Consider the following 13,073-nt stretch of genomic DNA (forward strand, 5'->3'; position numbering starts at 1 on the left):
TCGGCAGCGCGGTGCCGTCCGCGGTGGCCGTCGCACGTGATCGTCCTCGACACCCCGGTCCGCGGCGTCGCGCGTCGCCCTTGTGAAGAAGGGCTAACAAGCGATTGCAGAAAGTCCTGATGGACTGAACAGCGGGGACAGGTGAGACTGCGCGGATGAAGGCACTGGTCAAGGTGGCCGCAGGGCCGGGACTCGAGCTCGTGGACGTCCCAGACCCCCTCGCGGGCCCCGGTGACGTCGTCGTGCGGGTGCTCCGCACCGGCATCTGCGGCACCGATCTGCACATCGACTCCTGGGACGACTGGGCCGCGCGCAACGTCAAGGCGCCGCTCGTGCTCGGCCACGAGTTCGTCGGCGAGGTCGTCGAGATCGGCATCGCCGTGACCGGGGTCCGGGTCGGCGACCTGGTGTCCGGCGAAGGGCACCTGGTCTGCGGCACGTGCCGCAACTGCAAGGCGGGCCGCAGGCACCTGTGCGCGAACACCCGCGGCCTCGGCGTGCACGTCGACGGCGCGTTCGCCCAGTACGCGGTGCTGCCCCAGGAGAACGCCTGGGTGCACCGCGACAAGGTGGACCTGGACGTGGCCGCGATCTTCGACCCGTTCGGCAACGCCGTGCACACCGCGCTGTCGTTCCCGGTCATCGGCGAGGACGTGCTGATCACCGGCGCGGGCCCGATCGGCATCATGGCCGCGGCCGTCGCCAAGCACGCGGGCGCGCGCAACGTCGTGATCACCGACGTGAGCGAGCACCGCCTGGACATCGCCCGCAAGGTCGGCGTTGACCTCGCGCTGAACGTCGCCACGGCCACGATCGCCGACGCGCAGGTCGAGCTGGGCATGTCCGAGGGCTTCGACGTCGGCATGGAGATGTCCGGCAAGCCCGTCGCGATGCAGGACATGATCGCGAACATGTCCCACGGCGGCCGGATCGCGATGCTCGGCCTGCCCGCGGAGGAGTTCGCGGTCGACTGGAGCAGCGTGGTGCTGAAGATGCTGCACATCAAGGGCATCTACGGTCGTGAGATGTTCGAGACCTGGTACTCGATGTCCGTGCTGCTCCAGCGCGGCCTCGACCTGACCCCGGTGATCACCCACAAGTTCGGCTACCGCGACCACGCGCAGGCGTTCGCGACGGCTCGTGAAGGCAAGTGCGGCAAGGTCGTGCTCGATTGGACGGAGGCCTGATGTTCGGCGCGATGAAGGACGACCTGCTCGCCGGGATCGAGGACATCAGGGCGGCCGGCCTGTACAAGGCCGAGCGGGTGATCGGCAGCCCGCAGAACGCCGAGGTGCGGGTCGGCGACGGCGACGAGGTGCTGAACTTCTGCGCCAACAACTACCTGGGCCTGGCCGACCACCCGGTGCTGGTGAACGCGGCGAAGGACGCGCTGGACCGCTGGGGCTTCGGCATGGCGTCCGTCCGGTTCATCTGCGGCACGCAGGAGCCGCACAAGCAGCTCGAGGCCCGGCTGGCCCAGTTCCTCGGCACCGAGGACACGATCCTCTACAGCTCCTGCTTCGACGCCAACGGCGGCCTGTTCGAGACCCTGCTGTCCGACCAGGACGCGGTGATCTCCGACGAGCTGAACCACGCGTCGATCATCGACGGCGTCCGGCTCTGCAAGGCGCGCCGCTACCGGTACAAGAACCGGGACATGGACGACCTGGAGCGGCAGCTCAAGGACTCGGCCGACGCCCGCTACCGGCTGATCGCGACCGACGGCGTGTTCTCCATGGACGGCTACTTCGCGCCGCTCGACGAGATCTGCGACCTGGCCGACCGGTACGACGCGCTGGTCATGGTCGACGACTCGCACGCCGTCGGCTTCATCGGCCCGAACGGCGGCGGCACGCCCGAGCTGTTCGGCGTCCAGAACCGGGTCGACGTCGTCACCGGCACGCTGGGCAAGGCGCTGGGCGGGGCCAGCGGCGGGTACACGTCGGGCCGCCGCGAGATCATCGAGATGCTCCGCCAGCGCTCGCGCCCGTACCTGTTCTCCAACTCGCTGGCCCCGTCGATCACCGCCGCGTCGATCGCCGCGCTGGACCTGATCGGCTCCTCCGGCGCCCTGCACGCCAGGCTGCGCGAGAACTCGGCGCTGTTCCGGGCCCGGATGGCCGACGAGGGCTTCGACCTGCTGCCCGGTGAGCACGCGATCATCCCGGTCATGATCGGCGACGCGGCGAAGGCGAGCCGGATGGCCGACCTCCTGCTGGAGCAGGGCGTCTACGTCATCGGCTTCTCCTACCCGGTCGTGCCGCACGGCAAGGCCCGCATCCGCACCCAGATGTCCGCGGCCCACTCGACCGCCGACGTGAACCGGGCCGTGGACGCGTTCGTCACGGCCCGTTCCCGGATGTAGGTCGCGCCCGTCGACGCCGCGCCGGTCGCGCGGCGTCGGCGGGTCAGCCCACGAGCCGGGTCGCCGTGGTCCAGAGCCGTTCGGCGTTGGCCGGGTCGACCGCCCACGCCGCCACGCCGCCGCCGAACACCTCCGGCGGCCCGGTGAGCACGGCGGACTCGGCGCAGTCCTCGAAGTAGCGCCCACCGACGCCCTCCACCAGCGGCGACGCCGCCAGCAGCACGGACGTCGCCGCGCCCTGGGCGACGGTCTTGCGCTTCTCCACGGGCGTCCGCATGCCGCCGATGTGCTTCTGCAGGCCGGTCGGGATGGCGCCGGGGTTCACCGCGTTGGCCAGGACGCCGTCGTCGGCCCAGTGCGCGGTCGCGCCCACCGCGAGCAGCACGTCGGCGGTCTTCGACTGGCCGTAGGCGAGCCACGGGTCGTAGGCGCGGTGCGCGAAGGCGAGGTCGTCGTGGACCACGTCGGAGTAGTGGTGCGCGTTCGAGCTGAGCGAGACGACCCTGGCGCCCCCGGCCTCCGCGAGGGCGGTGCGCAGGCCCGTGGTCAGGGCGAAGTGGCCGAGGAAGTTCGTGGCGAACTGCAGCTCGTGGCCCTCCGCGGTCAGCTGGAGCTCTTGGAGGGCCATGATCCCGGCGTTGTTGACGAGCACGTGCAACGGCCCGGTCCAGTCGCGGACGAACGCGGCCACCGACGACGGCACGGCGAGGTCGAGCGGTCGGGCCGTGACGAGCGGGTTGCCGGTGCGCTCGGTGATCAGCGCCGCGGTCGCGGGCCCGTCGCGCCGGACCGCGAGGACGACCTCGGCACCGGCCGCCGCCAGCGCCCGCGCGGTCTCGAAGCCGATGCCGGACGACGCGCCGGTCACCACCGCCCGCCGCCCGGTCAGGTCGACGCCCGCCAGCACGTCGTCGGTGGTGGAGGAGAAGCCGAAGGAAGTGGTCATGGCACCAGCGTGCGCCGGGCCGGACGGCGTGGCCAGGTCCCCGTCGACCCTGGTGCCGGCAGGGACAGGATCAGCCGGCGGGACCGGGTTACTGTCGATCCCATGGCCCTGAGCAGCACACTCGGCGACTACCTGCGGGCGCGGCGCGAGCTGGTCCGCCCCGGTGACGTCGGGCTGCCCGCGGGGGAGCGGCGGCGGGTGCCGGGGCTGCGGCGCGAGGAGGTCGCGCTGCTGGCGGGCATCAGCGCCGAGTACTACCTGCGGCTGGAGCAGGGCCGCGACCAGCACCCGTCCGACCAGGTGCTGGACAGCATCGCGAGCGCGTTGCGGCTGGACGCCGAGGCGTCGGCCTACCTGCACGACCTGGCCCACCCAGTGCCGCCCAGGCGGAGGCCGCCGAAACCGGAGAAGGTCGGCGCGGGCGTGCGGACCCTGATCGACAACTGGACCACCACCCCGGCGTACGTGCAGGGCAGGACCATGACCGTGCTCGCGGCGAACCCACTGGCCATCGCCCTGTCCCCGTTCTTCGCGCCCGGCGTGAACACCCTGCGCGCGGCCTTCCTCGAACCCGCGATGCGGACCTTCTACCGCGACTGGGACGAGATGACCGCCAAGGTCGTCCCCTACCTGCGCTCGGTGGTCGGCACCGCCACCGACGACCCCCGCCTGGTCACCCTCATCGGCCAGCTCAGCCTGCACAGCGACCGCTTCCGCACCCTCTGGGCCCGCCACGACGTCCGCCAGAAGTCCAGCGGCCCCACCCACCTCCTCCACCCGCAGGTGGGCCCCCTCGACCTGCACTACGAGAAGCTCGTCCTCCCCGAGGCCGACCAGGTCCTCATCACCTACCACGCCGCCCCCGGTTCGGCGTCCGAGGAACGCCTGCACCTGCTCGGCACGCTGGCCAAGGGCACTATGGGCGCGTGATCGTCTGGTGGGGCGGTGAAAACACCACCCCACCAGACAAGGATCAACCGCCCAGGCGCTTGCCCACCCATCGCAAGACCGCGGCACCCACCGCAGCCGCACTCGCCGAAGCCGCGCCCCAGAGCCAACCCGCGCAAAGTGCGAAGACCAGGACGAGCAGCAACGCCACCATGAAGCGCCGGAACATCGCCCGGTCGCCGAAGATCATGACGAAGAAGCGGACCCAACCGCGATCGTCATCCGCCCACTTCTGAACGTCATCCGATTGGGCACGGTCGGCGACCCCCTCAGTCTTGCTGCCACTTTCACCCTCCGTGTGCACGGCGCAACTCCTTGCCCATACTGCTTTTCCGATGTTCAGCGAAACCGCCGAACCGGCAGGCCAATGCACGGCCAGGCCGTCAAGTCCATCCGGAAAGCCAAGATGTGGACGGCTCGCTGAGCACAATCGAAGCATCTCGATTGCCAGATACGTAATCGGCAGGGATCACTCCATCGAGAACACTCCAGTCACCCGAAAGGCAAAACAAGGTCATACAACCACCGAGATTGCCGATAACCCGAACATTCCTCTCCCAGCCACCCGAGGCGCCCAACGCTCCTGTGGTCAACTATGGTGTGGGCAACGAGGGAGAAGCCGACCCGCCGAAGCCCAAGTCCCACCAGGTCGTCATTGATTCGGGGGCATCGTCGAAGACGTCGCTCGAGTTCTTCCAAGGCTTAACCACGCGCGGCGAGACGGGAAGAGCGTGCGGGAGAAGCGCTTTTATTCTCCCATCGCGTCGGACGGATACTAGGAGCGAACATGTCACGTGACGACGACCACAACCCTAGGAAGCCACGGGCCTCATCGCAGAAGCCTGCGACCAACGCGCTGGTGTACAAGCTCACCTCCACCGAGTCCATCACGAAGCAGGCGCTGCATCTCGACGAGCAAGGGCTGGCCCGCCGCAAGTTGAGTCTTTTCCTGGCTACGACACTGGTCGACCACCGCGGCACCATGACCACGGCCTACAGGGCGGTGAAGGACCGCTGGGAGATGGAGGCCGGACACTGGGCCTACGGCAAGAACGTCAACAAGCTCCAGTCCGAATGCGGGAAGTTCGTCGGCACGGGGATCGAAGCGAGGCCTTTGGACTGGGCCAAGATCCGAGACCTCCTGGTGGCCAACCAGAAGGAAGACCTCATCCCGCAAGCCGCGTACCTCTTTCGCCGAGCGGCGAACATCGGCGAGTCCGAACTCGATGACGTGAAAGCGGTCACACGGCCGGAGTGGGACGTTGACGGAGTCGAAGTCGTTACCTCGTTGATGATTGGCGGCCATAAATGGGCACTTCAATTCTGGGATTTCCAAGAGGCCATGTTGACCAACACCCAAGAGGTCGACCTCCTCAAAGCACATCTTCCAGTGACCTACGAATTAATTATGGGCCTTGCCAGGGAGCAGCTCCGGCTGGACACAGGTCTCGCCAAAGCCAAGCGGGACCTGGAGGCTGCACAGCGGGAATTGAGCTTGCTATACGAGCAGTTCAAGATTCGGGAGGAGCATGCGCAGAGGGCCTTCGAACATCGAATGCGACGAGTTGGCGATGAGGTCGGGAGACAGAGTTCGGAGTTGCTACTGGAACGCAATGCCCTTCTCGAACAGTGCGCGAAGCTCCGGACTGTGAACGCCCTCCTAGAAAGACAACTTAACTCCGCAACGGAAGAGCGCGAGTGGGCTCAGAGGAGGCTCCGCGCGCTGGGTGACGACGAAACGACTGAAATGCACCTCCAGCTCACCTAGCGCCTATGTTGGGCGCGTGATCGATCCTCGGCGGTTGCCGGTGCTGCGCGCGTTGGCCGACCACGGCACGGTGACGGCGGCAGGGAAGGCGTTGCACCTGACGCCGTCGGCGGTGTCGCAGCAGCTCACGGCGTTGGAGGCGGAGACGGGGCAGGAGCTGTTGCGGCGGCGGGGGCGGCGGGTGTCGTTGACGGCGGCCGGTGAGCTGCTGGTGGGGCACGCGAACGCGGTGGCGGCGGAGCTGGAGCGGGCGCAGGCGACGTTGGCGGCGTTCGCCGAGGGGACGGCCGGGCAGATCAAGGTGGCCGGGTTCGCGTCGGCGATCAGCCAGGTGGTCGCGCCCGCGATCGCGGAGCTGCGCCGGACCGCGCCGGGGCTGAAGGTGGTGGTGCGGGACGTGGAGGGGCACGCCAGCCTGCCGTTGCTGCTGGACGGGGAGATCGACCTCGCGATCACCGAGGAGGACCGGCCGGGTGACCTGCGGGTGACGCGGTTCCCGCTGTACGCCGAGCCGTTCGACGTCGTCGTGCCGGCGGACCACCGTCTCGCTGAGCGGACGACGATCGACGTGCGCGACCTGTCCGACGACGACTGGGTGGCGCCGCTGCCCGGCAACCCGTGCCGCGACGTCGTGACGCTGGCCGTGCCGCACGCGCGGATCGTGCACACCTCGGACGACTTCCGGGCCGTGGTGGCGCTGGTCGCGGCGGGCGCCGGGGTGGCGCTGGTGCCGCGCAACGCGCTCGCGGACGTGCCGGGGGCGATCGTCGTGCCGGTGCGGGGCACGCCGCCGTTGCGCCGGGTCTGCGCCGCGATCCGGCAGGGCAGCGAGGAGCACCCGCTGGTCAAGGCCGTGGTCGACGCGCTCGCGCGGGTCTAGCGGGCGTCGTAGGCGGCCTGGGCCTCGGTCACCTCGTCGATGTGGGTCTCCGCCCACAGCCGCAGGCCGTCGACCAGGGTGAGCAGGCTGCGGCCGAGCCCGGTCAGCTCGTAGTCGACCCGCGGCGGCACGACCGCGTGGACAGTGCGGGTGAGCAGTCCGTCCCGTTCCAGGGTCCGCAGGGTCTGGGTGAGCATCTTGGGGCTCACGCCGCTGATGCGCCGCGCCAGCTCCGTGTAGCGCATCGGGCCGTCGGCCAGCGAGCCCACGACCATCACGCTCCAGGTGTCGCCGATGCGGTCCAGCACCTTGCGACTCGGACACCCCTTGTCGGCGTACACGCTCGTCTCCACCAGGACACTATCCCTCAGGTGCGTACTGCACTTCAAGGTGCTCACTCTCCATTGGGAACTTAGTTCTGACCTGCGTGGTTGTCCGAGGTGGCGGTCGGACGACCGCCTGTCACGCACGTGAGGAGCTACCAATGACCATCGTCGTCACCGGCGCCACCGGACCGTTCGGCCGTCTCGCCGTCGAGAGCCTGCTGGCCCGCGGGGTCGCCGCCGACCGGATCGTCGGGGTCGGCCGGAGCGTCGGGAGGATCCAGGACCTCGCGGACCGCGGCGTCGTCGTGAGGCAGGCGGGGTACGAGGACCCGGACGCGCTGCGGGCGGCGTTCGAGGGTGCGGACAAGCTGCTCTTCGTCTCGGGCAGCGAGATCGGCAAGCGGGTCCAGCAGCACACCAACGTCGTCGTGGCGGCCAAGGACGCAGGCATCGGGCAGGTCGCCTACACGTCCATCCCGCACGCCGACACCTCCACGATGGTCCTGGCGCGCGAGCACCTGTTCACCGAGCGCGCGCTGACCGACTCCGGCATCCCGTCGGTCTTCCTGCGCAACAGCTCCTACCTGGAGGTCTTCGACGTCAGGGGCGCCGTCGAACGCGGCCTGTTCGGCGCGGCGGGTGGCGGCAGGGTCAGCATCGCCACCAGGCCCGACCTGGCCGAGGCGGCGGCCGCGGCGATCCTCGCCGACCGGCACGACCAGCGGGCCTACGAGCTGGGAGGCGAGTCCGTGACGCTGGCGGAGCTGGCCGCCGAGGTGTCCCGGCAGTCCGGGCGCGAGGTCGTCTACACCGACCTGCCGCAGGACCGGTTCGTCGAGTTCCTGGTGGCAGGCGGCCTGCCCGAGGCGCACGCCGCAGTGATGGCCGACGCGCACCGGGGCGTGGCCGCCGGTGAGGCCGACACCGGCCCGAAGGACCTGGAGGAGCTGCTGGGCCGCCCGGTGACGCCGCTCGCCGACGCGATCCGCGCGGCACTCGCCTGACGCGCCGAAGGGGGCCGCCCGGTCCGGACGGCCCCCTTCGGTGAACACCTAGTGCGGGGCGCGGGCCGCGATCTTCGCCGACGCCGGGTCGTGCGCGCCCACGGCGCCGCGGGCGGCGAGCTGGCAGACGTCGAGGCTGGTGGAGGCGAGCCTGGCGCCGACGGTGGCCAGCGCGGTGTGGTTCATCGACAGGCTGGTCACGCCCATGCCGGTGAGCACGCACGCGAGCAGCGGGTCCGCCGCCGCCTCGCCGCAGACGCCCACCGGGGTGCCGGTGGCGACACCGACCTCGCCGACGAGCTTGATCAGCCGGAGCAGGGCGGGCTGCCACGGGTCGTTGAGCGCGGCCACGGCGCCGAGCTGCCGGTCGGCCGCGAACAGGTACTGGGCCAGGTCGTTGGTGCCGAGCGACACGAAGTCGACGACGGCGGCGATCTCGCGGGCGGTCAGCGCGGCGGCCGGGATCTCGATCATCACGCCCGCGCGGGCGATGCCCGCGGCACGGGCGCGCTTCACGAACCACGCGGCCTCGGCGGCGGTGGCGACCATGGGGGCCATGACCGACACGTCGGCGCCGGTGTCCTTGGCCGCGAGGGCGATGGCCTCCAGCTGGCGGTCGATGATCTCCGGCTGGTCGAACGCGACCCGAACCCCGCGCACGCCCAGCGCCGGGTTCGGCTCGGGCTCCGGGTCGAGGAACGCCAGCGGCTTGTCGGCGCCCGCGTCGAGGGTCCGCACGACGACGGGCTTGCCCGCGAACGGGGCGAGCACGGCCGCGTAGGCCTTGCGCTGCTCCTCGACCGTCGGCTCCTCGGTCGCGGACAGGAAGCAGAACTCGGTGCGGAACAGGCCGACGCCCTCGGCACCGGCGGCGGCAGCGGCCGCCGCGTCGGCGGGGGAGCCGACGTTGCCGAGCACCTTCACCCGGTGGCCGTCGCGCAGGATGCCGACGCCGTTCCAGGTGGACTTGCCGGTGTTGCCCGCGGCGCGCACGACGCCGTCGGACTCCCGCACGACGCCGGTGTCGCCGTCGACGGCGAGCGAGGACGGGTCGAGGGCGAGGATCCCGCGGCACGCGACGACGGCGGGGATGCCGAGCGAGCGGGCCAGGATCGCGGTGTGCGAGGTGGGCCCGCCCTCCTCGGTGACCAGCGCGAGCACCTTGCTCGGGTCGAGGCCCGCGGTGTCGGCGGGGGCGAGGTCGCGGGCGACGAGCACGCTGGGCGAGGCGAGGTCGGGGACGCCGGGGGCGGCGAGGCCGAGCAGCTCGGCGACCAGCCGGTCGCGGACGTCCTGCACGTCGCGGGCGCGTTCGGCCATGTAGCCGCCCGCGTTCTGGAGCATGGTGATGAAGCCGCCCGCGGCCTGGTGAACCGCTCGCGCGGCGGGCAGGCCCTCGTCGGTGACGAGCTTCTCGGCCTGCGCCAGCAGGGACGGGTCCGCCGCCATGGCCGCGGTCGTCTCGAGCACCGCCTTCGCGTCGCCCTCGACCGTCGCGGCGCGCGCGGTCAGCCGCTGCGCCACCACGTCCGCGGCGGGGCGGATGCGCGCGGCCTCGGCCGCCGCGTCCGCGGGCGCCGGTGTGGCCGGGGGCTCGCCCAGTGGTTCGGCGACTCGGACAACGGGGCCGGAAGCCCGACCGGAACTGACACCGACACCGCTCAGGCGCGCGCTCGACATGGTCTAGACCATACCCTTCGGGTGGGTAGCGATTCCGCACAGTGTGACGTGGACACCAGGTGTCCGACAGCCAACACGGCGGGGCCGCCCGGCACCAGACACCTGCTGTTAACGATCGACCTCGGCGGGCAGCACGTCCGCCGCGAGCGGGTAGGACGGCTGGGCGCCCGCCTTCGTGACCGACGTGGCCGCGACGCGGGCCGCGTACCCGGCGGCCGCCACGAGGTCGTCGCCCCCGGCGAGCCGGGCGGCGAGCGCTCCCGCGAAGGCGTCACCGGCGCCGGTGGTGTCGACGGGGGTCACCGCGGGCGCGGGCACCTCGGTCAGGCCGTCCGGCGTGACGACCGCGGCCCCGCGCGCGCCCAGGGTCACCACCGCCGAACGCGGACCGAGGTCGAGCAGCGCCTCGAACGTCGGCGCGAGCTGGGCGGCCTCGTGCTCGTTCACGATCAGCGGGTCCAGCAGCGCCAGGGTCCCCGCCGACAGCTCGGCCACCGGGGAGAGGTTGAGCACCGGGCGGATCCCGTGCCGCGCGGCCCAGGCCACGGCGTGCTCGACGGTCGGCACGGGCACCTCCAGCGAGCACACCAGCACCGCGAACCCGGCCGGGGGCACCGCGTCCACATCGGACGGCGCCACGTCTCCGTTCGCGCCGGGTGCCACCACGATCGCGTTCTCGCCGTCCGGCGTGACGGTGATGTAGGCGATCCCGGTCGGGCGGTCGGACGTGCGCACGAACGCCGTGCCGACGCCGGAGGAGGTGAGCGAGTCCCGCAGCAGCGCGCCGTGCTGGTCGGAGCCGACCGCGCCGAGCAGGTCGACCGACGCGCCGACCCGCGCCGCGGCGACCGCGGTGTTCGCGCCCTTGCCGCCGGGCAGCACCGCGGTGTCGCCGCCGAGCACGGTCTCACCGCCCCCCGGACGCCGGGAGACCTCGACGACGAGGTCCGCGTTGGCCGACCCGAGTACCAGTACGGAGCTCATCCACCCGAGGATGCCAGGCGTGCGAAGACCTCGGTGACCACATCGTCACGCGTGTTGAGTAGACGTACGGATCCAATTGGGACGCACAGGCCGCACCCTGGTCGCATGACTGGAGCAGACCCGCTGTTGAGGCTCGCCGACGAGCTGGGCGAACTCGGCCGCAAGCTGGGTGACGTCGGCATGGAGCTGCGCAGGCTCCAGGTCGCACCGGTGCGACCGGCCGCGACCGCCGTGGCCGACCCCGCGCCCGCCCCGACGACGCCGCCCCAGCCGGTCGTGCCGGTGCAGCAGCCCGCCGCGCCGCAGGTCCAGCAGCCCGTGCCGGTGCAACCGGTCCAGCCGGTCCAGGCCCAGGCCCCGGTCCAGCCGGTGCAGGCGCCGGCCTTCGGTCCGGTCGCGCCGCAGCCGATGCCCGCTCATGTCCCCACACCCTGGCGCCCGCCGATCGCGCCGCCGCCCCAGCAGCACTGGCCGGTCGGGCCGGTGCAGCCGCCGGTGCCGCGCCGCACGCTGCTCGACCGGCTCGGCGAGGACGGCGCCGGCAGCAAGCTGCTGGCCTGGGTCGGCGGTGTGGTCACGCTGCTCGGCGTCGTGCTGCTGCTGGTCCTGGCCGTGCAGCGCGACTACCTCGGCCCGCTGCCCCGCGTGGTCGGCGGCGCCGTGCTGGCGCTCGTCCTCGTCGGGATCGGGCTGCGCCTGCACCGCAGCGAGACCTCGCGGACCGGTGCGTTCGCGCTGGCCGCGACCGGTGTCGCCGCGCTCTACCTCGACGTGGTCGCGGCCACCAAGATCTACGACTACCTGCCGGAGTGGGCCGGTCTCGGCGTCGGCCTCGCGGTCGCGCTCGGCGGTCTGCTGCTGGCCATGCGCTGGGACTCGCCGACGTTCGCCATCGGTGTCGTGCTCGCCTGCGCGGTCCTCGCGCCGATCCTGACCGGTGGCTTCACGCCGCTGCTGGTCGGCTTCCTGCTCGTGCTCAAGACCGCCGCGAGCCCGGTGCAGTGGCGCCGGAACTGGCCGTGGCTGGCCATCGCCGCCGGTGCCCCCGCGGTGCTCGGCTCCCTGCTGGCGATCGGGTTCGCGGTCGAGGCGGAGAACCAGGCCCCGACGGCGGCGATCATCCTGCTGACCGCGGTGGTCGGCGTGCTGGGTGCGCTGATCTCGGTGCGGCGGCGCCCCGACGACGTCGTGTCGGTGATCATGGTCGCCGCGTCGCCGGTGCCCGCGCTGCTCGCGACCGGGCTGCTCGACCGCACGTGGGCGACCGCGATGACCGGTGCCATCGCGGTGCTGATGATCGCGCTGTGGGCCGTGGGCCGCCCGTCGCTGCCCAGGCGATTCGTGCTGGCCGCGGGTGTGGTGGGCGTGTTCGCGCTGTTCCAGACCACGGCCATCGCCCTGGACGGCAGCGCGCGGGCCGCGACCGTGCTCGCCGAGGCGTTGCTGCTGCTGTTCCTGGCCGACCGGATCGCCTCGCGCGGGCCGCTGCTGGGTGGCGCGGTGTTCGCCGGTCTCGGTCTGCTGCTGGCCGTGGAGGCCATCCCGCCGCGGCTGCTCGCGTACGCGCCGAGCCTGGAGATCCGCACCGCGGGCACGCTGGTCGGCGCGATGCTGACCGCGCTGGTCCTGGCGCTGGTCGCGGTCGCCCTGCCGTGGGTGGCCACCCGCCGCGGGGTGCTCGCCGAACCGGGCAAGAGCCCGGTCGCGCTGGTGGTCGCCGGTCTGGTGCTGCTCTACGCGGCGGCCGCGTTCGTGCTCTGCGCCGCCCTGCTGGTGTCGCAGACGCCGACCGGCTTCCTCTTCGGGCACACGGTCGTCACCGTGTCGTGGACGGTGGCCGCGCTGGTCCTGCTCGTCCGGGGGATCGACGTGCTGCCGCTGCGGATCGCCGGTCTGGTGCTGGTCGGTGCCGCCGTCGCGAAGCTGGTGCTGTTCGACCTCTCGGCGCTCGACGGGATCGCCAGGGTGGCCGCGTTCATCGGTGCGGGCCTGGTCCTGCTGACAGCGGGCACCCGCTACGCCAAACTGGTGGCGATCCGCAGGAATTCGGCTGATTCGTAGCGGCTGGACGTCGAAATGCCCCTCTTCCGGGACGTCTGGTGGTATGTCTCGTGCAGTCGGGGTTCGACCAACCGGTGCAACGCACCGGGAGGGGTCCGGCGTCGGTCGTTT

General features: G+C 71.6%; 12 protein-coding genes. 7 read left to right on the forward strand and 5 right to left on the reverse strand.

What is annotated here, in order from left to right; translation table 11 throughout:
* Positions 1–155 precede the first annotated feature (155 nt).
* Both tdh and CLV43_RS00520 read left to right on the forward strand, forming a co-directional pair.
* Positions 156–1,187 (forward strand): L-threonine 3-dehydrogenase, encoded by a 1,032-nt coding sequence (tdh, locus tag CLV43_RS00515; RefSeq protein WP_106184962.1) that lies wholly within the window; start codon positions 156–158, stop codon positions 1,185–1,187.
* Positions 1,187–2,365, forward strand: a complete 1,179-nt coding sequence (locus CLV43_RS00520) for a glycine C-acetyltransferase (protein ID WP_106184963.1) — start codon at positions 1,187–1,189, stop codon at positions 2,363–2,365. The genes tdh and CLV43_RS00520 overlap by 1 nt, the downstream gene beginning before the upstream one ends.
* A 43-nt stretch (positions 2,366–2,408) precedes the next feature.
* Here the strand turns inward: CLV43_RS00520 and CLV43_RS00525 are convergent, their stop codons facing one another.
* Positions 2,409–3,311 (reverse strand): SDR family NAD(P)-dependent oxidoreductase, encoded by a 903-nt coding sequence (locus CLV43_RS00525; protein WP_106184964.1) that lies wholly within the window; start codon positions 3,309–3,311, stop codon positions 2,409–2,411.
* 102 nt (positions 3,312–3,413) lie between these two features.
* Here CLV43_RS00525 and CLV43_RS00530 point away from each other — a divergent pair, with 102 nt between their 5' ends.
* Positions 3,414–4,241 (forward strand): helix-turn-helix domain-containing protein, encoded by an 828-nt coding sequence (locus tag CLV43_RS00530; protein WP_106184965.1) that lies wholly within the window; start codon positions 3,414–3,416, stop codon positions 4,239–4,241.
* A 43-nt stretch (positions 4,242–4,284) separates the two neighbouring features.
* On the opposite strand, the gene CLV43_RS00535 is transcribed toward CLV43_RS00530, so the two are convergent.
* Positions 4,285–4,563 carry a hypothetical protein gene (locus tag CLV43_RS00535; RefSeq protein WP_106184966.1) on the reverse strand — a complete coding sequence of 93 codons (279 nt, stop codon included), beginning with the start codon at positions 4,561–4,563 and terminating at the stop codon, positions 4,285–4,287.
* A 483-nt stretch (positions 4,564–5,046) separates the two neighbouring features.
* Between CLV43_RS00535 and CLV43_RS00540 the strand changes: the two genes are divergently transcribed.
* Together CLV43_RS00540 and CLV43_RS00545 are read left to right on the forward strand one after the other, a co-directional pair.
* Positions 5,047–6,027, forward strand: a complete 981-nt coding sequence (locus CLV43_RS00540; RefSeq protein WP_146174598.1) for a hypothetical protein — start codon at positions 5,047–5,049, stop codon at positions 6,025–6,027.
* 16 nt (positions 6,028–6,043) lie between these two features.
* Entirely contained in the window at positions 6,044–6,907 is an 864-nt protein-coding gene (locus CLV43_RS00545) for a LysR family transcriptional regulator (protein WP_106184968.1), read from the forward strand.
* On the opposite strand, the gene CLV43_RS00550 is transcribed toward CLV43_RS00545, so the two are convergent.
* A complete protein-coding gene (locus CLV43_RS00550; RefSeq protein WP_106184969.1) occupies positions 6,904–7,260 on the reverse strand; it encodes a winged helix-turn-helix transcriptional regulator in 357 nt (118 codons plus the stop codon). The genes CLV43_RS00545 and CLV43_RS00550 overlap by 4 nt on opposite strands.
* Positions 7,261–7,391: 131 nt before the next feature.
* Here CLV43_RS00550 and CLV43_RS00555 point away from each other — a divergent pair, with 131 nt between their 5' ends.
* Positions 7,392–8,237 carry an NmrA family NAD(P)-binding protein gene (locus CLV43_RS00555; RefSeq protein ID WP_106184970.1) on the forward strand — a complete coding sequence of 282 codons (846 nt, stop codon included), beginning with the start codon at positions 7,392–7,394 and terminating at the stop codon, positions 8,235–8,237.
* Positions 8,238–8,285: 48 nt separating this feature from the next.
* Here CLV43_RS00555 and ptsP read toward each other — a convergent pair whose 3' ends face one another.
* Entirely contained in the window at positions 8,286–9,917 is a 1,632-nt protein-coding gene (gene ptsP, locus CLV43_RS00560; protein WP_106184971.1) for a phosphoenolpyruvate--protein phosphotransferase, read from the reverse strand.
* A gap of 108 nt (positions 9,918–10,025) precedes the next feature.
* On the reverse strand, positions 10,026–10,901 hold the full coding sequence (locus tag CLV43_RS00565) for a ribokinase (protein ID WP_106184972.1): 876 nt from the start codon (positions 10,899–10,901) through the stop codon (positions 10,026–10,028).
* A 105-nt stretch (positions 10,902–11,006) separates the two neighbouring features.
* Between CLV43_RS00565 and CLV43_RS00570 the strand changes: the two genes are divergently transcribed.
* Positions 11,007–12,962, forward strand: a complete 1,956-nt coding sequence (locus CLV43_RS00570) for a DUF2339 domain-containing protein (RefSeq protein ID WP_106184973.1) — start codon at positions 11,007–11,009, stop codon at positions 12,960–12,962.
* Positions 12,963–13,073 lie beyond the last annotated feature (111 nt).

This window comes from Umezawaea tangerina (assembly GCF_003002815.1).
GTDB lineage: Bacteria > Actinomycetota > Actinomycetes > Mycobacteriales > Pseudonocardiaceae > Umezawaea > Umezawaea tangerina.

Bases quoted from the DNA above. Each gene is read 5' to 3' on its own strand.
- tdh (WP_106184962.1), top strand. From the start codon at position 156: ATGAAGGCACTGGTCAAGGTGGCCGCAGGGCCGGGACTCGAGCTCGTG.
- CLV43_RS00520 (WP_106184963.1), top strand. From the start codon at position 1,187: ATGTTCGGCGCGATGAAGGACGACCTGCTCGCCGGGATCGAGGACATC.
- CLV43_RS00525 (WP_106184964.1), bottom strand. From the start codon at position 3,311: ATGACCACTTCCTTCGGCTTCTCCTCCACCACCGACGACGTGCTGGCG.
- CLV43_RS00530 (WP_106184965.1), top strand. From the start codon at position 3,414: ATGGCCCTGAGCAGCACACTCGGCGACTACCTGCGGGCGCGGCGCGAG.
- CLV43_RS00540 (WP_146174598.1), top strand. From the start codon at position 5,047: ATGTCACGTGACGACGACCACAACCCTAGGAAGCCACGGGCCTCATCG.
- CLV43_RS00555 (WP_106184970.1), top strand. From the start codon at position 7,392: ATGACCATCGTCGTCACCGGCGCCACCGGACCGTTCGGCCGTCTCGCC.
- ptsP (WP_106184971.1), bottom strand. From the start codon at position 9,917: ATGTCGAGCGCGCGCCTGAGCGGTGTCGGTGTCAGTTCCGGTCGGGCT.
- CLV43_RS00565 (WP_106184972.1), bottom strand. From the start codon at position 10,901: ATGAGCTCCGTACTGGTACTCGGGTCGGCCAACGCGGACCTCGTCGTC.
- CLV43_RS00570 (WP_106184973.1), top strand. From the start codon at position 11,007: ATGACTGGAGCAGACCCGCTGTTGAGGCTCGCCGACGAGCTGGGCGAA.